The 21522-nt window shown below is 57.4% G+C and carries 21 protein-coding genes; 9 read left to right on the forward strand and 12 right to left on the reverse strand.

Going from position 1 to position 21522, the window contains the following annotated elements; all coding sequences use genetic code 11:
• Window positions 1-86 precede the first annotated feature (86 nt).
• The 4 genes from ftsP to ABIC80_RS14365 all read right to left on the reverse strand — a co-directional run bounded on the left by ftsP (window position 87) and on the right by ABIC80_RS14365 (window position 5309).
• Entirely contained in the window at window positions 87-1499 is a 1413-nt protein-coding gene (ftsP, locus tag ABIC80_RS14350) for a cell division protein FtsP (RefSeq protein ID WP_042718004.1), read from the reverse strand.
• A 70-nt stretch (window positions 1500-1569) separates the two neighbouring features.
• Complete coding sequence (locus ABIC80_RS14355; protein WP_128482093.1) at window positions 1570-2307, reverse strand: 1-acylglycerol-3-phosphate O-acyltransferase; 738 nt, start codon at window positions 2305-2307, stop codon at window positions 1570-1572.
• Between the two features lie 217 nt (window positions 2308-2524).
• Window positions 2525-4783: a DNA topoisomerase IV subunit A gene (gene parC, locus ABIC80_RS14360; protein WP_200579699.1), complete on the reverse strand. Its 2259-nt coding sequence runs from the start codon at window positions 4781-4783 to the stop codon at window positions 2525-2527.
• Window positions 4784-4901: 118 nt separating this feature from the next.
• Window positions 4902-5309 (reverse strand): YgiW/YdeI family stress tolerance OB fold protein, encoded by a 408-nt coding sequence (locus tag ABIC80_RS14365; RefSeq protein WP_054803380.1) that lies wholly within the window; start codon window positions 5307-5309, stop codon window positions 4902-4904.
• 145 nt (window positions 5310-5454) lie between these two features.
• Here ABIC80_RS14365 and qseB point away from each other — a divergent pair, with 145 nt between their 5' ends.
• The 4 genes from qseB to ABIC80_RS14385 all read left to right on the forward strand — a co-directional run bounded on the left by qseB (window position 5455) and on the right by ABIC80_RS14385 (window position 8488).
• Entirely contained in the window at window positions 5455-6114 is a 660-nt protein-coding gene (gene qseB, locus ABIC80_RS14370) for a quorum sensing response regulator transcription factor QseB (RefSeq protein WP_429177589.1), read from the forward strand.
• Window positions 6111-7457: a quorum sensing histidine kinase QseC gene (qseC, locus tag ABIC80_RS14375; RefSeq protein WP_396461499.1), complete on the forward strand. Its 1347-nt coding sequence runs from the start codon at window positions 6111-6113 to the stop codon at window positions 7455-7457. The genes qseB and qseC overlap by 4 nt, the downstream gene beginning before the upstream one ends.
• A 106-nt stretch (window positions 7458-7563) precedes the next feature.
• Window positions 7564-8145: an NAD(P)H-dependent oxidoreductase gene (locus tag ABIC80_RS14380; protein WP_023480904.1), complete on the forward strand. Its 582-nt coding sequence runs from the start codon at window positions 7564-7566 to the stop codon at window positions 8143-8145.
• A gap of 28 nt (window positions 8146-8173) precedes the next feature.
• Window positions 8174-8488, forward strand: coding sequence for a putative quinol monooxygenase (locus ABIC80_RS14385; protein WP_023480887.1), 315 nt, complete (start codon window positions 8174-8176; stop codon window positions 8486-8488).
• Between the two features lie 63 nt (window positions 8489-8551).
• Here ABIC80_RS14385 and ABIC80_RS14390 read toward each other — a convergent pair whose 3' ends face one another.
• Genes ABIC80_RS14390 through ABIC80_RS14400 form a run of 3 tightly spaced genes read right to left on the reverse strand, consistent with a single transcriptional unit; the run spans window position 8552 to window position 12920 of the window.
• Window positions 8552-9739, reverse strand: a complete 1188-nt coding sequence (locus ABIC80_RS14390; RefSeq protein ID WP_042717994.1) for a glycoside hydrolase family 88 protein — start codon at window positions 9737-9739, stop codon at window positions 8552-8554.
• Between the two features lie 37 nt (window positions 9740-9776).
• Entirely contained in the window at window positions 9777-11036 is a 1260-nt protein-coding gene (locus ABIC80_RS14395) for an oligosaccharide MFS transporter (protein WP_023480794.1), read from the reverse strand.
• A 57-nt stretch (window positions 11037-11093) separates the two neighbouring features.
• Window positions 11094-12920, reverse strand: coding sequence for a DUF2264 domain-containing protein (locus ABIC80_RS14400; protein WP_429177591.1), 1827 nt, complete (start codon window positions 12918-12920; stop codon window positions 11094-11096).
• Window positions 12921-13085: 165 nt separating this feature from the next.
• Here ABIC80_RS14400 and ABIC80_RS14405 point away from each other — a divergent pair, with 165 nt between their 5' ends.
• The 3 genes from ABIC80_RS14405 to ABIC80_RS14415 are packed head-to-tail and all read left to right on the forward strand — an operon-like array spanning window position 13086 to window position 14531.
• Window positions 13086-13961, forward strand: coding sequence for a helix-turn-helix transcriptional regulator (locus tag ABIC80_RS14405; RefSeq protein WP_305207494.1), 876 nt, complete (start codon window positions 13086-13088; stop codon window positions 13959-13961).
• Between the two features lie 50 nt (window positions 13962-14011).
• The gene (locus ABIC80_RS14410; RefSeq protein WP_042717989.1) at window positions 14012-14260 is read left to right on the forward strand and encodes a type II toxin-antitoxin system Phd/YefM family antitoxin; all 249 of its coding nucleotides are present in this window, start codon (window positions 14012-14014) and stop codon (window positions 14258-14260) included.
• Window positions 14250-14531, forward strand: a complete 282-nt coding sequence (locus ABIC80_RS14415; protein WP_042717987.1) for a type II toxin-antitoxin system RelE family toxin — start codon at window positions 14250-14252, stop codon at window positions 14529-14531. Before ABIC80_RS14410 ends, ABIC80_RS14415 begins: the two co-directional genes overlap by 11 nt.
• A gap of 104 nt (window positions 14532-14635) precedes the next feature.
• On the opposite strand, the gene parE is transcribed toward ABIC80_RS14415, so the two are convergent.
• From parE to nudF, 5 genes are read right to left on the reverse strand one after another with little or no spacing between them, the layout of a single operon-like run.
• Complete coding sequence (gene parE / locus ABIC80_RS14420; protein WP_042717986.1) at window positions 14636-16528, reverse strand: DNA topoisomerase IV subunit B; 1893 nt, start codon at window positions 16526-16528, stop codon at window positions 14636-14638.
• A gap of 39 nt (window positions 16529-16567) precedes the next feature.
• Window positions 16568-17143, reverse strand: a complete 576-nt coding sequence (gene yqiA, locus ABIC80_RS14425) for an esterase YqiA (RefSeq protein WP_023480978.1) — start codon at window positions 17141-17143, stop codon at window positions 16568-16570.
• Window positions 17143-17970, reverse strand: a complete 828-nt coding sequence (gene cpdA, locus ABIC80_RS14430) for a 3',5'-cyclic-AMP phosphodiesterase (protein ID WP_429177593.1) — start codon at window positions 17968-17970, stop codon at window positions 17143-17145. Before cpdA ends, yqiA begins: the two co-directional genes overlap by 1 nt.
• A gap of 24 nt (window positions 17971-17994) precedes the next feature.
• A complete protein-coding gene (locus ABIC80_RS14435) occupies window positions 17995-18417 on the reverse strand; it encodes a DUF1249 family protein (RefSeq protein ID WP_023480711.1) in 423 nt (140 codons plus the stop codon).
• The gene (nudF, locus tag ABIC80_RS14440) at window positions 18414-19046 is read right to left on the reverse strand and encodes an ADP-ribose diphosphatase (RefSeq protein ID WP_023480789.1); all 633 of its coding nucleotides are present in this window, start codon (window positions 19044-19046) and stop codon (window positions 18414-18416) included. The genes ABIC80_RS14435 and nudF overlap by 4 nt, the downstream gene beginning before the upstream one ends.
• Window positions 19047-19252: 206 nt before the next feature.
• Between nudF and tolC the strand changes: the two genes are divergently transcribed.
• Entirely contained in the window at window positions 19253-20692 is a 1440-nt protein-coding gene (gene tolC / locus ABIC80_RS14445; protein ID WP_263753919.1) for an outer membrane channel protein TolC, read from the forward strand.
• 144 nt (window positions 20693-20836) lie between these two features.
• Window positions 20837-21517 (forward strand): DUF1190 family protein, encoded by a 681-nt coding sequence (locus ABIC80_RS14450; protein ID WP_054803016.1) that lies wholly within the window; start codon window positions 20837-20839, stop codon window positions 21515-21517.
• Window positions 21518-21522: the final 5 nt, after the last annotated feature.

Raw genomic sequence — 21522 nt, forward strand, 5'->3', positions numbered from 1 at the left:
GCGGCGATTATACGCCCTCTTTGTGTGGGAATAGAAGGAGGTTTTTTCAGCACCCGGCAGGCAGAGCGCCGCCGGGTTGGAGGAAATTACGGCGCGGGGTTGACCAGCAGCTGGCCGACCGAGCCGCGATCGGCCATCTCCAGCGTCTGGCTCTGGAACTGGAACGGGAAGTGCGGCCACGAAGGTTGACCAAACCACACCAGCAGTTCCACCTGGCCGTCGATCCAGACGGTATCTTTCCAGCCGCGATCTTCCGGGAACGGCAGCGCGCCGTTGACGCTGCGCAGCATAAACATTGCGCCTTCAATATGGAACGACTGCGGCATCTCTGCGCGCACCGTCCAGCGCTCCCAGGTGCCCTGCTGGGCGGTCACATCGATGCGCTGTGGATCCCACAGCTGGCCATTGATGCCCGGATCGCTACCGAGAGTCATGTCCCGGCTGCGCGACGGCGAACCGGCCATCAGATCCGCAGGCAGCAGGCGCATCGGCAGGGTATCCGTCACCAGCGGCAGCAGGCCGGTAGGACGCAACGTCAGCACCAGCGTGGAGATAAGAATGCTCGACGGCTCAAACAGGCCGCGCAGCCGATCCATGATCCCCGCCGCTTCGCCGCAGGTAATCGAAACTTCATCACCGTTGGTCATATCGACCAGCACTTCGCGCCGCTCACCGGGCGCCAGCGACAACTGTTTGACCGACACCGGCGCGGGTAGAAAGCCCTGATCGCCGGCGATTACATGCAGGGCGCGGCCGTCGCTCATCTGTAGCAGATAGCGTCGGGAGTTGGAGGCATTGAGCAGACGCAGGCGCACCCAGCCGCGGGAGACCTCGACAAAGGGGCTTTGCGCGCCGTTGACCATCAAGGTATCGCCGACAAAACCGCCGCTGCCCGGCTCGCTGTACTCCGGCGTACCGAAGTTATCCAGCCGCTTATCCTGAATGATGATCGGAAAGTCATCCACGCCGTAGTGGTTGGGGATCGGCAGCGCTTTGCTGATCTCATCTTCCACCAGCCACATCCCCGCCAGCCCGCTATAGACCTGCTCAGCAGTGCGGTTTGGCGTGTTGGCGTGATACCACAATGTCGCGGCGCTCTGGCGAATTGGCAGCACCGGTGCCCAGTCATTGCTGGCGCTCATCATACGCGCTGCGCCACCCATCAGCGGGCCTGGCACCTGCAGGCCGCTCACGGTCATCGCCACGCTTTCCGTCAGCCGGTTGCTGTAAATCAGCTTTACGTCATCGCCATTCCACACGCGGATGGTCGGCCCGAGATAGCGACCGTTGATGCCGGAAACCGGCGCGCGGGTGCCTTTAACAAAGGACCAGTGCGCGCGCTGGAGCGTCATAAAAAGCGGCTGTCCGCGCCGCGATTCGAGCAGCGGCGGAACGGGCAGCGGCGGTTGCTGCCCGGCAGCATTCGCCCTCAGCGGCACTGCGCTGGTACATAGCGCAAGGCCGGAAGCCTGAAGAAACTGACGCCGACTGAGTGACATATTTGCTCCGAGTAACACTGACTTAATACGCCAGAGGCTGGGTGCCTCCGGGTTTGCTCACAACTGACGTTTATACCCGACCGGCGGCTTCGCGTTCTGCCACTTCTTTATCGAGCTCTTCGATTTTTGCCGCCATCAGTTCGCGGCAGTGGGTCGCTAACTGGCGAACCTGATCTTTACCGAACTGCGTCACATCCACCGGCGGCAGCATTTCTACAATCACCAGCCCATTCTTCAGGCGGTTGAGATTCACTTTATTCGAGGTGGTGGAGACGCAGACCGGAATAATCGGCACACCGGCCGCAATCGCGGCGTGGAACGCACCGGTTTTAAATGGCAGCAGGCCGCGACCACGGCTGCGCGTCCCTTCCGGGAACATCCAGACCGAGATGTTACGTTTCTGGATCTGCTTCACCACCTGCGCGATGGTGCCGTGCGCTTTGGCGCGGTTGTCGCGGTCAATCAGCAGGTTGCCAGTCAGCCAGTAGAGTTGACCAAAAAACGGGATCCACAGCAGGCTCTTTTTACCCACGGTAACCGTCGGCGGCAGCACGATGCTGGAAGCGGTGACCATATCGTAGTTGTTCTGGTGGTTAGCGATATAGATAGCGTTGCCGAACTTATCCGCGCCCGGCGGCAGGCGTCTTTCCACTTTCAGCCCGCACACTGGCGCAAGGCGACCAAAAAGATGGCCGAAGGTGGCAACATGTTTTGGGTTTCTTGGACTGAACAGGCAGTAAATCGAGCCGAATATCGAGACAAGAATGGAGTAGATTACGATGATGATGACACGAAAAATAAATAACATAGCGACCTCTGAAGCCCATACCCTGAGCATTATATACACGCCAGCGTAAATCCGCTGATGCTGGCTGCGCCTCGCTGACCGCCATGCGGTCCGGGCTTGTGTTATGCGGCCTTTAAAAAGAACGTATTGTTAATCGCAATCTGCGAATAAACAACGTCTTTACGGGAAATTTCTAAGAAATATCTCCCCGCGCGCGGCGGGGAGAGGATGATGAAGATTACTCTTCGCTATCGCCCGCGCCCGGACGGGTCGGCGCGTCGATCTCTATGCGGTCAATTTTCTGCAAACCGCGCATCAGCGTACCGCGACGTCCGCGCTCGCCATGCACTTTTTGCAGCTCTTCCGGACGCAGTTTGATCTTGCGTTTGCCGACGTGGAGCGTCAGCGTGCTCTGCGGCGGCAGCAGGCAGAGATGCGCCAGCGCGTCGCTCCCTTTCGCCGCATCAGCGGAAGGAATGCCGATGATTTTGTTGCCTTTGCCTTTCGAGAGCTGCGGCAGATCGCTGACCGGGAACATCAGCATACGCCCGGCGGCGGTGATCGCCAGCAGCATATCGTCGTCGTGCTCGATGGCAATCGGTGCCATCACGCGCGCGTTCTCCGGCAGGTTGATCAGCGCTTTACCGGCACGGTTACGGGCAATTAAGTCATTGAAGGTGCAGACGAAACCGTAACCGGCATCGGAGGCCATCAGCAGCTTCTGATCTTCATTGCTCATCATCATATGCTCAACCGTCGCGCCCGGCGGCAGCGTCAGCTTGCCGGTGATCGGCTCGCCCTGCCCGCGCGCCGATGGCAGCGAAATCGGGTCGACGGCATAGCTGCGCCCGGTGGTATCGATAAAGACCACCGGCTGGTTGCTCTTGCCCTTCGCCGACGCTTTCCAGCTGTCGCCCGCTTTGTAGCTCAGCCCCTGAGCGTCAATGTCATGCCCTTTGGCGCTGCGCACCCAGCCCATCTGCGACAGCACAATTGTCACCGGCTCTGACGGCAGCATATCGTGCTCGCTCATCGCTTTGGCCTCTTCGCGCTCGTGCAGCGGTGAGCGGCGATCGTCGCCGAAAGCGGTGGCATCCGCCTGCAGCTCTTTTTTCAGCAGGGTGTTCATCTTGCGCTCGGAAGCGAGGATCGCCTGCAACTGATCGCGCTCTTTTTCCAGCTCGCTCTGCTCGCCGCGGATCTTCATCTCTTCCAGTTTGGCGAGATGGCGCAGTTTTAACTCAAGAATGGCTTCCGCCTGGGTTTCGCTGATGCCAAAACGCGACATCAGTACCGGCTTCGGCTCATCTTCGCCGCGGATAATCTCAATCACTTCGTCAATATTGAGGAATGCCACCAGCAAACCTTCAAGGATATGCAGGCGCTTGAGCACTTTCTCAAGCCGGTGATTAAGGCGGCGGCGCACCGTATCACGGCGGAAGGTCAGCCATTCGGTGAGGATCTCCAGCAGGTTTTTCACCGCCGGGCGACCATCGAGGCCAATCATATTGAGGTTGATGCGGTAGCTCTTCTCCAGATCGGTGGTGGCGAAGAGGTGGTTCATCACCTGATCCATATCGACGCGGTTGGAGCGCGGCACCACCACCAGACGGGTCGGGTTTTCGTGGTCCGACTCATCGCGCAGGTCATCGACCATCGGCAATTTTTTATTGCGCATCTGGCTGGCGATCTGCTCCAGCACGCGCGCGCCGGAGACCTGGTGCGGCAGCGCGGTGATCACCACGGCGCCATCCTCTTTTTTCCACACCGCGCGCATACGCACCGAGCCGCGACCGTTCTGGTAGATTTTGCGAATTTCAGCACGCGAGGTGATGATCTCTGCTTCGGTCGGGTAATCCGGCCCCTGGACAATGTCCAGCAGCTCATCGAGGGTGGTTTTCGGCTGGTCAATCAGCGCCATCGCCGCGTTGGCGACTTCGCGCAGGTTGTGCGGCGGAATGTCCGTCGCCATACCGACTGCAATCCCGGTGGTGCCGTTCAGCAAAATGTTCGGCAGGCGGGCAGGCAGCATTTTCGGCTCCTGCAACGTACCGTCGAAGTTCGGCACCCACTCAACGGTGCCCTGCCCCAGCTCGCTCAGCAGCAGCTCGGCATATTTCGACAGGCGGGATTCGGTATAACGCATGGCGGCAAAGGATTTCGGATCGTCCGGTGCCCCCCAGTTCCCCTGGCCGTCGACCAGCGGGTAGCGATAGGAGAAGGGCTGCGCCATCAGCACCATCGCTTCGTAGCAGGCGCTGTCGCCGTGCGGGTGGTATTTACCCAGAACGTCGCCCACGGTACGGGCGGATTTCTTGAACTTCGCGCTGGCGCTCAGCCCCAGTTCAGACATTGCGTAGACGATGCGACGCTGAACGGGTTTCAGGCCATCACCGATAAACGGCAACGCACGATCCATGATGACGTACATGGAGTAGTTCAGGTATGCGTTTTCCGTAAATTCATGCAGCGCAAGGCGCTCTGCCATATCGCTCATTAATCGTGATTCCTCAACGTATGCGCCCACCTTTTCGGCGGCAATATTGCCGCAGATACTACCCTATCTGCGGCGAGGAGTCATAGCGATGCGCGATTTTTTCACGAGCGGTCAGCGCTTACTGACCGACTTTGCGGATCTCTTTTACGTCGATCTCAACGGAGTTCCAGTCTTTGTCCACTTCACCCTGGATTTCGACCTTATCCTGCGGTCCGACGCTCAGCCCTTTCCAGCGTTTCTGGTCAATATCGACATTGATGGTGCCGGTGGCATCTTTGAAGGAGTAGGTATCATCCGAGATACGCTCAACGATGTTCCCGCTCAGCGTAACCCACGCATCATCGCGCAGGGATTTTGCGCTCTCAACGGTCGCTTTACTGCCGTTTGGCCCGGTAAAGCCGCCGCCCTGCTGAGAGGTGGTTTGTTGTTGTGCCGCGCCCGGGCCGGTAAAACCGCCCTGATTAGCAGCAAATGCCGGTGCGGCGCAGAGTGCGAGAACAGCGGTGATAGCAGCAAACTTTTTCATCTTATCTCTCCCTTTTTGTTGGTAAGGCTCCATTAAGCCAGCCACTTCTTAACAACTTCTTAAGGCATAAAAAGATTATTTTTCGCTGTACAACGCCCGCTGTGAGCGGGTTAACTGCCTCCAGGCCTGAGTACACGGAGAGAGTATGCGAATTCTGCTGATAGAAGATGATGCGCTGATTGGCGACGGTCTGAAGGCTGGTCTTGGCAAAAAAGGCTTCACCGTCGACTGGTTTACCGACGGCAAGCTCGGCAAAGCGGCGCTGTTTGCCGCCCCTTATGATGCGGTGATCCTCGACTTAACGCTGCCGGGACTTGATGGGTTAACCATCCTGCGCGACTGGCGTGAGCAGAAGCGCAGCGAGCCGGTGCTGATCCTTACCGCCCGCGACGCCATCGAGCAGCGGGTCGAAGGGCTGCGGCTCGGTGCTGATGACTATCTGTGTAAACCCTTTGCGCTGGTGGAAGTGGCCGCCCGGCTGGAGGCGCTGATTCGCCGCACCCACGGCCAGGCGCAAAGCCTGCTGCGCCACGGCCAGGTTACCCTCGACCCGGTAAGCCTGGTCGCCACCTTTCATAACGAGACGCTGGTGCTGAAACCGAAAGAGTTCGCCCTGCTGGAACTTCTGCTGCGCAACGTTGGGCGCGTGCTGCCGCGAAAAGCGATTGAAGAGAAGCTCTACAACTGGGATGGCGATGTCTCCAGCAACGCGGTGGAGGTGCATGTGCACCATCTGCGCCGCAAGCTCGGCAGCGACTTTATCCGCACCGTTCACGGCATCGGCTACACCTTAGGAGAGGCATGAAATTTACGTTTCCCCATAGCCTGCGGCTGCGTCTGACGCTGCTCTTTTTGCTGCTCTCGCTGGCGGCCTGGCTCTGCGCCAGCGTCGTCGCCTGGCAGCAGACGCGCGACAAACTCGACAAGCTGTTTGATACCCAGCAGATGCTGTTCGCAAAACGCCTGAGCGTGATGAAGCTCGACCAGTTGCAAAGCGCCGCGCCGCAGGTGACTAAAAAGAAGATTAAGCATGGCCATCTTGATGATGACGTGCTGGCCTTCGCCATCTACTCCACCGACGGCAAACTGCTGCTGCACGATGGCGACAACGGGCGCGATATCCCCTACTCCTGGCGTCGCGATGGCTTTGATGATGGGCAACTACGCGATGATGACGATAAGTGGCGCTTTTTGTGGCTGACCGCGCCCGGCGGCGAGTACCGCATTGTGGTTGGCCAGGAGTGGGAGTATCGCCAGGAGATGGCGCTGGAGATCATCACCTCACAGCTGACCCCGTGGCTGGTGGCGCTGCCATTAATGTTGTTACTGTTAATCGCCCTGCTGACCCTTGAGTTGCGGCCATTAAACAAGGTTGCGCTGGCGCTGCGTTCACGCGCTCCGGATCGCGCCGATGCGCTGGAAACCCGCGGCGTACCCGGCGAAGTACGCCCGCTGCTGGATGCCCTCAACCAACTCTTTGCCCGCACACACACCATGATGCTGCGCGAGCGGCGCTTTACCTCCGACGCCGCCCATGAGCTGCGCAGCCCGCTGGCGGCGCTAAAAGTGCAAACGGAAGTCGCACAGCTCTCCGATGACGATCCCACCGCGCGCGCCAGAGCGCTGAGCCAGTTACATCTCGGGATCGATCGCGCGACCCGGCTGGTCGATCAGCTGTTAACCCTTTCGCGCCTCGATTCGCTGGAGCATATGGAGGATGTTGAGACGCTGGAGCTGGATGCGCTGCTGCAATCGGCGGTGATGGAGACCTACCACAGCGCGCAGCAAGCGGGAATGGATATCCGCCTGCATCTCAACGCCCACGGCGTGCGCCGCCAGGGCCAGCCGCTGCTGCTCAGCCTGCTGGTGCGCAACCTGCTGGATAACGCCATCCGCTACAGCCCGCCGGGCAGCGTGGTGGATGTCACCCTTGAAGCCAACAGCCTGAGCGTGCGGGATAATGGCCCGGGCGTCAGCGACGAGGCGCTGGCGCGGATTGGCGAGCGCTTCTATCGCCCGCCGGGGCAGAGTGAGACCGGTAGCGGGCTGGGGTTATCGATTGTCCAGCGTATTGCCGCTCTGCATCAGATGCAGGCCACCTTTGCTAATCATCCGGAGGGCGGTTTTATCGTTACTCTGCGCTGGTAGCGGGATTATTGCTTATTGCGCAAAAGTCTTTGCCATTATTGCCAATTTAATCGCCCCGTTGATGCGGATAGAATCGCCGACAAACGTATTTATCCGGGAACAAAAAATGAGCAATATTCTGATTATCAACGGTGCGAAGAAATTCGCCCACTCCAATGGCGAACTGAACGATACCCTGACCGACGTTGCGGCCAGCTTCCTGCGCGATGCCGGGCACGAGGTGAAAACCGTGCGTACCGACGGCGAGTACGACGTTAAAGCGGAAGTGGAGAACTTCCTGTGGGCCGACACGGTGATCTGGCAGATGCCGGGCTGGTGGATGGGCGCGCCGTGGACGGTGAAAAAGTATATGGATGATGTCTTTACCGAAGGCCACGGTTCACTCTATGCCAGCGATGGCCGTACCCGCTCCGATGCGGCGAAAAAGTATGGCTCCGGCGGGTTAATCCAGGGCAAAACCTACATGCTGTCGCTCACCTGGAACGCGCCAATCGACGCCTTTACCGATAAAGAGCAGTTCTTCCACGGCGTCGGCGTTGACGGTGTTTACCTGCCGTTCCATAAAGCGAACCAGTTCCTCGGTATGGACGCATTGCCGACATTTATCGCCAATGACGTGATCAAAATGCCGGACGTCCCGCGTTATATTGCAGAATATCGCAAGCATCTGGCGGAGATTTTTGCTTAACTGTAGCTGGACTTAAAAGGAGTAAACCATGTTGACAGTAGTAGCAGAGATCCGCACTCGCCCGGGGCAGCACCATCGCCAGGCCGTGCTTGATGAATTCGCGAAAATTGTACCGGTTGTGCTGCAAGAAGCAGGCTGCCACGGCTATGAGCCGCTGATCGACCACGCCGCTGGCGTCAGCTTCCAGACGACCGCGCCGGATTCCATCACAATGGTTGAGCGTTGGGAAAGCGTGGCGCATCTTGAAGCGCACCTGCAAACGCCCCACATGAAAGCGTGGAGCGAAGCAGTAAAAGGCGATGTCCTCGAGACCCATATCCGTATTCTCGAATCGGGTCTGTAACAGCCTTCCCCTCACCGCCAGGCGGGGGGAGAATATTCAGGCCGGCGCTTGCCGGCCCTTTGTTTACCAGTACAACTTCCAGCTCAGCGAGAAACGCGCCAGCGCTTCGACATAGAAGTAATCCCCCCAGCTTGCACACTCATCCACCCCTTTATTGCTCGACAGATGGTAGACCGAGTGCTTGAGCAGACCGTTGGTCGCCTCCTGCTTGCCCGCCAGGTAGTGTTTACTCAGCGATGACATAATGCGCATTGCCCACTGCTGGTAATGGGCGCGATCCGGGTCAGTCACCGGCAACTGCTTTACCAGCTCCAGCAAGCCGCAGACCGCAATTGCCGCTGATGAGGAGTCGCGCAGCGCGTCGGTACCCACCAGCGCCAGATCCCAGTGGCAGACCGCATCTTCCGGCAGGCGGTTGAGGAAGTAGTTCGCCAGCCGTTTTGACAGCGCCACCATCTCTTTATCGCCGGTGTAGATATAGCTCAGCAGGAAGCCGTAAATGCCCCACGCCTGGCCGCGCGACCAGCAGGAATCATCGGCGTAGCCCTGCTGGGTGTTGCCATAACGCGGCGCGCCGGTCTGCACATCCATATAGTAGGTGTGAAAGGTGGAGGCATCTTCACGGATAAGGTATTTCGCCGCCTGGCGCACATGGGCTTCGGCGGCATCGGCAAAGCGCCGGTCGCCGGTTTGCTCCGTCGCCCAGTAGAGTAGAGGCAGGTTCATATTGCAGTCGATGATCATTCGCCCGGCCTGGGCAGGATCGGTCAGATCGCCCCACGCCTGAATGATCTGCGCTTTTTCATGAAAGCGCTCCAGCAACGCTTCGGCCGCCAGTAGCCCAAAGCCGCGCGCATCGCGATTGCCGGTTAAGCGCCAGGCCGCCACGCAGGAGAGCGTGTATAGAAAGCCGAGATCGTGCGTGTTGGTGTCTTCGCGTCCGGCAATACGCAGGCCAAAGGAGCGCACGTGGCGCTCGGCCAGCGCGCGAAACGCCTCATCGCCGCTCATCTCCCACGCCAGCCACAGCTGCCCGGTCCAGAAGCTGGTGGTCCACTCGACGTTGCCGGTGAGCGGGTAAAAGCCGTCGACGCAGGTCTCCGCCGGGAACTGCTCGCCGAACTCGGTTAAATGACGGCGAATCAGCTCAAGGGTATGGCTACGCGCAGAGTCCAGCTCATCTTTAAAGGCCTGCACATCGGGCGCAGCCGGGCATGGGCGTAACGTTTCCTCGTTGATTTTACTTAACATTGTTCGGTTCCTTCTCTGGTCGATAATCGGATAGCCATTACCCTGCCGTTTTTGCATCCAGCGTGCGGGCTTGCCGCCATTTGCTCTGGCAGGCAGACAGGGTAAACAGTGAGATAAAGGTAAAGGTCAGCGCAATCGCGCCCATGATGATGTAGGTGTGTTCAAAGCCGATGCGGTCATACAAAATCCCGGCGGGCGACGAGACCACCACATTGCCGACGTAGAGCATCGCCTGGTAGCCCAGCAGATACATGGTGGCATTAACGCGTTTATCGAAATGCTCGGCGATATATTTAAATACCGACACCAGCAGCAGACAGATTTCGAGACCGTAGAGCGGTTTGAGGATCGAAATAAGCAGATGCGATTCGCACAGCCCGGAGATAATTAACCGCGCGCCGACAATCAGGCCGACAATTAATAACCCGCGCTTGGCGCCAATAAAGTTCACAAACAGCGGGATGACCATATACATGACAAATTCCATGCCCGACTGCACCGTGCCCAGATAACCAAACACCGCATTGCCTTCATGCACATCGTCAAAGAAGGTGACGAAGTAGCGTGAGAACTGCTGCTCGGCGATAAACATCATCCACGCGACACCGGCGACATAGAGGCAGAAGGCCCAGAATTTGCGGTTACGCAGCAGCGCATAGACATCGGCAGGCGCGATCTTCTCTTTAGTCAGCACTTCACCCGCGTGGGCGGAGTGGACATTCACTTTCAGGCTCAGCAGCACCGCCAGCATGATCAGCGACGCCACAGAACCCATGATGAAGTTATAGGCCGGAGAGAGGTTAAACAGCAGGCCGGAGAAAGAGGAAGCCACCGCCCAGCCCAGCGATCCCCACATGCGGATCTGCCCAAACTCCATGCCGTTTAAGCGGCTGTAACGGTCGGTATAGGATTCGCATGCCGCCACGCCCGCATACCATGCAAAGCTTAAATAGATAGCGCCAACAATAATCCCGACCAGGGTGTTGGACATTAACAGCGGCTGATAGACATAGATAAAAAACGGTGCCATTAAGGCCGACATCAGCACGACAAAATAGAGCAGATATTTGCTCATGCCGATTTTATCCAGGATATAGCCATAAATCGGTTTCAGAATAACGGAGAAGATACCGTTAACGGCAAAGACCGTGCCGATCACCGTCCCGCTTAAATTGGCTTTTTGCCCCAGCCAGATCGCCAGCAAACCAATGCTCGCCGACCAGGTAAAAAAGTAGAGAAAGATAAAGGTGCTGATTTTGTAATATTCAGTTTTATTATTTATGGTGATTTTTTCCATACTATCCTCGACGAAAGCATGTAGGGTTCAGCGTTATTTCCCGGCCAGCGCCGGGCATCAAAGTGCAATCTCGATACGGTTTTTCTGCCCCGGTTGATGGATGACCAGCGCGTTATTGTTGATAAGCAGTTCCGGTAAGAGCGGGTTGAAGGCCAGTTCGCAGGTTGCCGCCTGCACGGCACACGCCAGCCACTGCTGGCCTGGTGCAATCTCTGTGCGCAGCACCGGAATGGAGGCGCAGGGTGAAAACATGATGCTGCTGTTGGGCGGTGTGACGACGCTATCCGCCTCGCGCGGAACATCGGCGAGCAGGTTGAAAATGCCGCTGACGCCGTTTTCAGCGACCACCAGGCTGCCGTGCTGCTCAGCGCGATGGGGCGCTTTCAGCACCGCAAAGCCCCCTTCTACGCTGGTCAGCGCGCGTGCGGTGTCGATGCGGTGAACGCGCAGATGCCACTCGCCGCAGGGGATGAGCCAGGTGGCGATCTGCACGTCATGCCACGGCGACCAGCGGGAGAAGATCGCCTGTTCGCTTATCACCACTTCGTCGCACTCGCGGCGGCCGCGAAAGTAGTTATCCCCTTCACTCAGCAGCAGCATTGAGTCGCAGGCGGCATGCTTGATGCCGTAGCGCCCGCGCTCGATGGTGAAACCAAAGCGGCTGGAGTAGGCAAATTTGGTGTATTTCGCTTCGGTATTGACGTAGTTGTTCAGCTCCAGCTGTCCGGCGGTCAACATCCAGACATGCTTCGACTCTTCGCTGTGCACGATAAGCTGCCCGGCAGGGGCAATTACGCGCTGCGCGTTGAGCCGTGGTAACGGCTGCTCTTCGGCATGCCAGAAGGGGTGAGAGGCGGGCAGCGCGAGGATCAAGAAGACCTTCAGCGCCCAGTAGGGCGAGCCGGGTGAGTTGTAATCTTCACACATCGCCAGGTTAGGGTAGGCAAAACCGAGGGTCAGAATGCCGTCGCGATCGAAGATAGGCTGTTTAAGCCACCAGCGCAGATGGCGCAGGATCACGCCTTTTACCACGCCCGGCGTAAAGACCGGCAGGTCAGCAAAGGCGACGGCGCTCCAGAAGGCGACCATCGCAAAGCGGTAGGTGAGGCTGCGGCCAAACGGCACTGACTCCCCTTCTGCCGCTGACATATAGATAAAGTCCTCAGCAAAGAGGCTGGCGCGCTCGCGAATGGTTGCCGCGCGCGGCGCATCCTCTTCGCCATTCAGCGCAGCATAGATCAGGCCGTAAAAATGAAACGCCATCGAGATGTAGTAATCTTTTGGTCGGCCGGGGCCGTCGGAGTACCAACCGTCGCCAAGATAGTAGGCATCCATCATCGCAAAGCGGCGTTCAATCGCCTGCACATCCCACGGCAAACCGGCGCGTTTGAAGCCCAACTGCACCATGATGGCGAAGAAGTTCCAGTTGCTGTCGGGCATTTCCGCTTCGGTGATCTGGTTAAGCCAGCGGTAGAGGTTTTCGTTTTCCTGCGCACTGAAGTTGAGCGTGAATTTATCACCCAGCAGCGCCAGCCCGAGACCGTAGGCCGCCATCTCCACCAGCCGCTGATCGTATGCCACGGTGTCGCCCCAGTAGCCGCTATCCTGCGGATCGGTGCCGCGCTTGATCGCTGCCAGATATTTCTCGCTGAATGTTTCCGTATCGCCGCCCGCCATCAGCGGAAACAGCCCCCACAGCGCGCGGGAGAGCCCCTCCATTTCAGCAATTTCATCGCTGTAGTGGGCGCTGGTGGCACCGAGGGAGAATTGCGCCGCACCGGCCGGAAACTGTTTATCCAGCGCGTCGAGCATAGTGGTCAGCGCGCTGACTACCTCGTCGCGGGATGACAATGGATTTGATTTTTTCTCGTGCGCCGCCTGCATAACCTTTCCTCCCCTGATGTGTGGCAGAAGAATAGTTAATCAACAGCGCGGTGAAATGTTACCTCTGTCACAACACCGTAACTTCTCTGAACCCGTTATTGAGAAAATTTAAAACCGTGGTTTATAAATGGCTACAGGGAAGTAAAAATTGAGATTGATTGCACCATGACTTCAGGCTTGCAGGCAGAGCGGCTGGAACTAATTACCCTCAACGACGCGATCGTGTCGTTTAGCCGCCTTTACGCCAATACCGTGCGTTACCACCACTGGCATCAGTGCCTGGAAGTGCTCTATGTCGAAGAGGGCTTTGGCGTGGTGATTGTTGATAATCGCCACTACACCATGCGGCCCGGCAGGCTCTTTTTCTTTCCGCCCTTTACCCTGCACCGGGTAATGGTGGATGAGCAGGCACAGGATTGTTATCGCCGCACCATTATCCATGTCGATCACCATGTGGTGCTGAAACACCTGCGCGATTTTCCGCATAATCACCAGCGTTTACAGCGCCTCTCCTTACGCGGGGGCGCGGCGGTGGTGATGGACGCGGCCGATATCCACCCCCATATCGATCATCTGTTTAGTTGTTATGGGAAGCTGGCCGAGAACCGCAGCCTGAATGTCGAGCAGGTCGCCTGCTTGCTGCTGAATCTGCTAAGTATATTGCCGGAGGATATTGAGAAATTACCGGAAGAGCAGAGCGGGATCGCCACGCCGGTGATGTTCTGGCTACAGGAGAATTACCGGCATAAGTTTAGCCTGCAACGGCTCGCCGGGGATCTTGGCAAATCACGCAGCTATGTCTCGCGCCGCTTTCATTTCGAGACCGGCGAGCCGATCCATCAATATTTAAACACCCTGCGTTTGCGCAAAGCGTGCGACTCGCTGCTTCACACACCGCTCAGCATCCGCGAGATCGCCCTTGATGTCGGGTTTTCCGATGTGACCTATTTTATTAGCGCGTTTAAACGCGGCATCGGCGAAACGCCGTTGCAGTACAGGAAGAATCATCGCAACGAACACGCCCTTAAAAAGCACCTTTAAAAGCACTTTTTAATGCACCATAATGGCCTCTCTTTGACAGGAGAACGACTATGCCATTCCAGATTCTGACGACCACCGCAGCCAGCATCACCGAACTGAAACGTGACCCGATGGGGACATTTAATGCCGGGGAAGGCGCGCCGGTTGCCATTCTTAATCGCAATGAACCCGCGTTCTACTGCGTCCCGCCCGCGCTCTATGCACGCCTGATGGAGATGCTTGAAGACGAAGAGCTGGGGCGCATTGCGGACGAGCGTGCTGATGAACCCACCATCGAGGTCAAGCTTGATGACCTATAAGCTGGCGTTCAACGTATCGGCATTAAAGGAGTGGAAGAAGCTGGGAAGCACTGTTCGCGAGCAGTTCAAAAAGAAGCTTCAGGAGCGGCTCGAAAACCCGCGCGTCCCGGCAGCACAGCTCCATGGGCGCAAAGATCAGTACAAAATTAAGCTACGCGGTGCGGGATACCGGCTGGTCTATAAAGTCGAAGACGAGATCATCACCGTGACGGTGATCGGTGTGGGCAAACGCGAGAACGATGAGATCTATACAGCCACACGCTTCAGGTAAGATGCACAACATGCCGGATGGCGGCTTGCGCCTTATCCGGCCTACATACAACCTGAAAGCGTTGACCAGGCCCGGTAAGCGGAGCGCCACCGGGCGTGACGGGTTTAGGCTTCGATCTCCGCCGTATCGCCCTTCTCTTGCAGCCAGTTGCGTCGATCTTCCGAGCGCTTCTTAGCCAGCAACATATCCATCATGGCGTCGGTCTGCTTGTCATCTTCATCGCTGATGATGAGCTGCACCAGGCGGCGCGTATTCGGATCGAGCGTGGTTTCACGCAGCTGCATCGGGTTCATCTCGCCCAGCCCTTTAAAGCGCTGTACGTTCGGTTTGCCCTTTTTGCGTTTCAGCTGCTCCAGCACGCCGGTTTTTTCCTCTTCCGTTAACGCGTAATAGACCTCTTTGCCGAGATCGATACGGTAGAGCGGCGGCAGCGCAACGTAGACGTGACCATTTTTCACAAGCGTACGGAAATGCTTCACAAACAGCGCGCAGAGCAGCGTGGCGATGTGCAGCCCGTCGGAATCCGCATCCGCCAGAATACAGATCTTGCCGTAACGCAGCTGGCTGAGATCTTCGCTGTCCGGATCGATACCGATCGCCACCGAAATATCATGCACCTCCTGCGAGGCCAGCACTTCATCGGAGGAGACCTCCCAGGTGTTAAGGATCTTGCCCTTCAGCGGCATGATCGCCTGAAACTCGCGATCGCGCGCCTGCTTCGCCGATCCGCCCGCGGAGTCCCCTTCCACCAGGAAGAGTTCGGTACGCGAGAGATCCTGCGCGGTGCAATCCGCCAGCTTGCCGGGCAGCGCCGGGCCGCTGGTGAGCTTTTTACGCACCACTTTTTTGGCAGCGCGCATGCGGCGCTGAGCGCTGGAGATCGCCATCTCCGCCAGCATTTCCGCCGTCTGAATATTCTGGTTCAGCCACAGGCTGAAGGCATCTTTCACCACGCCGGAGACGAACGCTGCGCACTGACGGGAGGAGAGACGCTCTTTGGTCTGCCCGGCAAACTGCGGATCCTGCATTTTGACCGACAACACGTAAGCGCAGCGATCCCAGATATCTTCCGCCGAGAGCTTCACGCCGCGCGGCAGGATATTGCGGTATTCGCAGAATTCGCGCATCGCATCGAGCAGGCCCTGACGCAGGCCGTTAACGTGGGTACCGCCCTGCATGGTCGGGATCAGGTTAACGTAGCTTTCGGTCAGCAGCTCGCCGCCTTCCGGCAGCCAGAGCAGCGCCCAGTCCACCGCTTCCGTTTCGGCAGAGAAGTTGCCGATAAACGGTTTTTCCGGCAGCGTCGGCAGGCCATTTACCGCTTCGCTCAGGTAGTCGTTCAGACCATCCTGATAGCACCAGCGCTGCTCGGCATTATTCACATTGTCTTTAAAGACAATCTCAACACCCGGGCAGAGCACCGCTTTCGCTTTCAGCAGATGCATCAGGCGGGAAACGGAGAAGCGCGGGCTGTCGAAGAAGGATTCATCCGGCCAGAAGTGAACGCTGGTGCCGGTATTGCGCTTACCGCAGGTGCCGATCACTTTCAGATCCTGCACCTTGTCGCCATTCTCGAAGGCGATGCTGTAGACCTGGCCGTCGCGTTTGACGGTTACTTCCACACGGCGTGACAGGGCGTTAACCACCGAAATGCCGACGCCGTGCAGGCCGCCCGAGAACTGGTAGTTTTTGTTGGAGAATTTACCGCCCGCGTGCAGGCGGCAGAGGATCAGTTCGACGGCAGGAACGCCCTCTTCCGGGTGGATATCCACCGGCATGCCGCGCCCGTCGTCGATAACTTCCAGCGACTGATCGGCGTGAAGAATGACCTCCACGCGCTTCGCGTGGCCCGCCAGCGCTTCATCCACGCTGTTATCAATAACTTCCTGGCCCAGATGGTTAGGGCGCGTGGTATCGGTATACATCCCCGGACGGCGGCGAACCGGCTCAAGCCCGGTGAGTACCTCTATGGCATCAGCGTTATAGGATTGCGTCATGGTGTATTCGTAGATAGTGATCGCATCGTTTCCGGCGGCTTATTCAAGCCCAAGGAAATCGATAATCTGTGTGAAATGTTTCTCAAAGCCCGTGAAGGCGTGATTTCCGCCCTCTTCAACTGTCTGGCGGCAGGCATCGTAATAGGCCACCGCCTGGCGGTAATCGAGCACTTCGTCCCCGGTTTGTTGCAGCAGCCAGATCAGATCCGGCGCCTCAAGCGGGTCAACTTGCATCACTTTGAGCTCGTAAATATGGCGAGACTCTAGCACATATTGCTGCCCTGTGTAGGGGTTCTCGTTAGGGCCGAGATAATCCGCCAGCAATTCAAACGGCCGTACCGCCGGATTGACTACCACCGCTGGCAGCATAAAGCATTGCGAGAGCCAGGTCGCCAGATAACCGCCGAGGGAAGAGCCGACAATACCGAGCGTTTTTCCACCCCGGGCAAGCACCAGCGACTCCAGCATCTCTGCGGCTTCGGCCGGATAGGGCGGCAGCTGCGGCACCACCATTTCAATATGCGGATGATGCTGTGCGACCCATTGCGCCAGCTGCGTCGCTTTGCCGGAGCTGGGCGAACTGTTGAAACCATGTAGATAAAGAAGCGTTGACATCAATAGCCTTCTGAGGCGGTATCGGGTCTGAATTCGCTCCCCGCCAGACGGCACACTTCAGTGTGCAGCGTTCCGTCAGGGTAGAGATCCAGCCAGCGCCAGCCTGGCGCGATAGTATCCAGCGTGAAGCTGGCGCAGTGCGGCTTAAACTGCACGCAGGTCGACGGCGTCGCCAGCAGGCGGCGGCCATTCCAGTCGAGATCGAGTTCCTGGTGGATATGCCCGCAAATCAGCGTGCGCACCTGCGGAAAGCGTTGCAGCATGTTATCCAGCTCCGCGGCGTTGCGCAGGCTGTGCTGATCAAGCCAGCTGCAGCCGGACGGCAGCGGATGGTGATGCAAAAGCAGTAACGTGTGGCGCTGCGGGCTGTCGGCGAGTTTTTTCTCCAGCCAGTCGAGCTGAAATTCGCTTAGCTCACCGTGCGGAACGCCGAACACCTGGCTGTCAAGCAGCAGGATTTGCCACTGCTCACCGACAAAGACACGTTTCGCGGAGGAGATCCCCGCATCCTGCAGCGCGCTGTACATGGCAGGTTGAAAATCGTGATTGCCCGGCAGCCAGACGCAGGGTGCGTCGAAGCTTGCGATACCTTCAGCAAAGTGCTGATAAGCCGCAGCGGTATGATCCTGCGCCAAATCGCCGGTGGCGACGATCAGATCGCACGAACGCTGCTGAGCCCGGATCGCATTCAGTACCGCCTGATAGCTCTCCCAGGTGTTTACTCCTAACAGCGTTTCATGCTTTTTGGCGAACAGGTGAGAATCGGTTATTTGTAATACCCTGACTCTGGACTCACTCCCCAGAGAGAGGTTTAACAGGCTTTCCAAATGGTGTCCTTAGGTTTCACGACGCTAACAAACCGGAATCGCCATTGCTCCATGTGCTAAACAGTAACGCAGCCAGTCGGCCAGAAACTGATTAATTTGATGCTTTTCGTCGCGTTGATGCAACTTTTTATTGGGATAATCATAACGCGCTTTAAATCGAAAGATCTGCTGGCTCGAACACACTTCGGCCACCATCGCATCGTGATACAGGCGCACTGTCATTGAGGGCAGGCTCCAGTAGCTGACGGCAGGCGCGGTCTGTTCAATCTCCACAAGCGTAGTGTAGCGGGTGGATTCAACAATCGTTAATCGGTACTGCGCATTGGTCACCTGATAACTTACCGCTTCGCCCGCCTCATCATTACGCGGTAGCAGGCGGCGCAGCTGGGCGAAATTGGTCTCGCACAGGCGCATCATTTCTGGGAAGTCAGGTGTGTAACGCTTCATTTTTTCCACTCGTTTTGTAAGCTCTCATAATGCAGCTGCAGCCATTGCAAGGCGATGACAGACGCTGCGTTGTCAATTGTCCCCTCTTCTACCCACTGGTAAGCCTGTTCCCGGCTCACCACATGAACACGAATATCTTCGTTTTCATCCACCAGACCATGAATACCTGAGGCCTGTGTGGCATCCACTTCACCAACCAGTACGGCAGTGCGCTCGCTGGTACCGCCCGGGCTTGCCAGGTAGCTCAGCATCCTTTTCACGCGTCCGACCGCTAAACCGGCCTCTTCATCCGCCTCACGCCGTGCGACCTCTTCGTCCGACTCGCCCACTTCGATCATGCCGGCAACCATCTCCAGCAGCCACGGCGTGTCGCTGGTATCAAATGCTGCAATGCGAATCTGTTCGATCAGCACGACTTCGTCGCGCACAGGGTCATAGGGTAGCAAGACTGCGGCGTGACCGCGTTCAAAAATTTCACGCTGCACTTCGCCGCTCATTCCGCCATTAAAAAGACGATGGCGAAAACGATAGCGAACAAGCGAAAAAAAACCGGTGTAGAGCGTTTCCCGTGCAATAATTTCTACATCATTTTTTGTGAAAGTGACGATGGATGAGTCTGGCTTATTCATTGGCGGCATCTCATATGAAGTGATGATAAATCGGTGGATTTTCAAGCCTGTTTTACGCGTGTTTCAAGCGCTATGTGTTAGATTGATGCAAATTTATGCCGATGGCACGTTACGCCAAGCTTTCGCGGTGCGTACTTCTGGTAGAATCTGCGATTATTTTTCCAATTTAGATCAGCGCTAGTACTGCTTCACAACAAGGAATGCAAATGAAGAAATTGCTCCCCCTCTTTATCGGCCTGAGCCTGACCGGTTTCAGTGCGATGAGCCAGGCAGAAAACCTGTTACAGGTTTATCAGCAGGCGCGTTTAAGCAACCCGGATCTGCGTAAATCCGCCGCCGACCGCGATGCCGCCTTCGAAAAGATTAATGAAGCGCGTAGCCCGTTACTGCCTCAGCTTGGTTTGGGGGCAGACTACACCTATACCAACGGCTTCCGCGATAGCCAGGGCGTCGATTCCAACGTGACCAGCGGTTCACTGCAATTAACGCAGACCATTTTTGATATGTCGAAATGGCGCGCGCTGACTTTACAGGAAAAAACAGCCGGGATTCAGGATGTCACCTGGCAGACCGACCAGCAGACGCTGATGCTGAACACCGCTACCGCCTACTTCAACGTGCTGAGCGCCATCGATACGCTCTCCTACACCGAAGCGCAGAAGCAGTCTATCTATCGCCAGTTAGATCAAACCACCCAGCGCTTTAACGTTGGCCTGGTTGCCATCACCGATGTGCAGAACGCCCGCTCACAGTATGACACCGTGCTGGCGAACGAAGTTTCGGCGCGTAACGCACTGGATAACGCCGTAGAGACGCTGCGCCAGGTGACCGGTAATTACTACCCGGAGCTGGCGTCGCTGAACGTCCAGAGCTTTAAGACCGACAAACCGCAGCCGGTGAACAACCTGCTGAAAGAAGCGGAAAACCGCAACCTGACGCTGTTGCAGGCGCGTTTGAGCCAGGATCTGGCGCGCGAGCAGATTCGTCAGGCGCAGGATGGTCACTTGCCGACCCTGGATTTAACTGCCTCTACCGGCGTGTCGAACTCCTCCTACAGCGGTTCCAGAACGCGTAACAACTCGCAGTTCAGCGACTCCGACGTTGGTCAGAACAAAGTTGGCCTGAGCTTCTCCCTGCCGCTCTATCAGGGTGGTCAGGTAAACTCGCAGGTCAAACAGGCACAATTTAACTTCGTGGGTGCCAGCGAGCAGCTGGAGAGCGCGCACCGCAGCGTAGTGCAGAACGTTCGCTCCTCCTTTAATAACGTCAACGCCTCGATCAGCAGCATCAACGCCTACAAACAGGCGGTGGTCTCTGCGCAGAGCTCCCTTGATGCGATGGAAGCAGGCTACTCAGTCGGTACACGCACCATTGTTGACGTGCTGGATGCCACTACCACGCTCTACAACGCGAAGCAGCAGCTCTCAAGCGCTCGTTATAACTACCTGATTAACCAGCTTAATATTAAGCAGGCGCTCGGTACGCTGAATGAGCAGGATCTGGTTGCGCTTAACGGTGCGCTGGGCAAATCCATCTCTACTGCGCCAGAGAGCGTGGCACCGGAGAACCCGGAGCAGCAGGCTAAGGTTGAGAACTTCGGCGCGGGTGCACAACCTGCCGCCGCACGCACCGGCCTGACTCGTTAAACACCCGCTATAGATCACGGGGGCACACAGCCCCCGTTTTTACGTAAGGCAACGTAAAGGCCTTCCCGCCTCGCTTTAACTTCGCCCCCCCATCCTCTATCCTGATTGTTTTATTCATGCCTTTGGGTCCACAGGAAGATAACAATGAAACGGACAAAAAATATTAATCATGCGACGTTCCGCAAAAGCTGGAGCGCACGTCATTTAACGCCTGTCGCGCTGGCGGTCTCCGCCGTGTTTATGCTGGCAGCCTGTGAACAAAATGACGAAACGGTTTCCATGTACCAGAACGCCGACGACTGCTCATCGGCGAATCCGGGTAAAAGCGCGGAGTGTAAAGCCGCGTACAACAATGCCTTAAAAGAAGCTGAACGTACCGCGCCGAAATACGCCTCACGCGAAGATTGCGTGGCGGAGTTTGGCGAAGGCCAGTGCCAGCAGGCACCCGCGCAGGCAGGCGTAGGTGCGGCGGGCACAGAAAACCAGGCGCAGAATCAGTCCAGCGGCAGCTTCTGGATGCCGCTGATGGCCGGTTACATGATGGGCCGCTTAATGGGCGGCGGCGCGGGCTTTGCTCAGCAGCCGCTCTTCAGCTCGCGTAACCCGGCAAGTCCGGCTTACGGTCAATACACCGACGCCTCCGGTAAAGGTTACGGTGCAGCGCAGCCGGGCCGTACCGCAACGGTGCCTAAAACCGCGATGGCGCCGAAACCGGCCACCACTACCACCGTAACCCGCGGCGGCTTTGGTGAATCGGTCGCCAAACAGAACACCATGCAGCGCAGCAGCGCCTCCGGCACCTCCAGCCGTTCAATGGGTGGCTGACGTCG

This window comes from Kosakonia sp. 1610, from assembly GCF_050435845.1.
In the GTDB taxonomy this organism is placed as follows: Bacteria; Pseudomonadota; Gammaproteobacteria; order Enterobacterales; family Enterobacteriaceae; genus Kosakonia; species Kosakonia cowanii.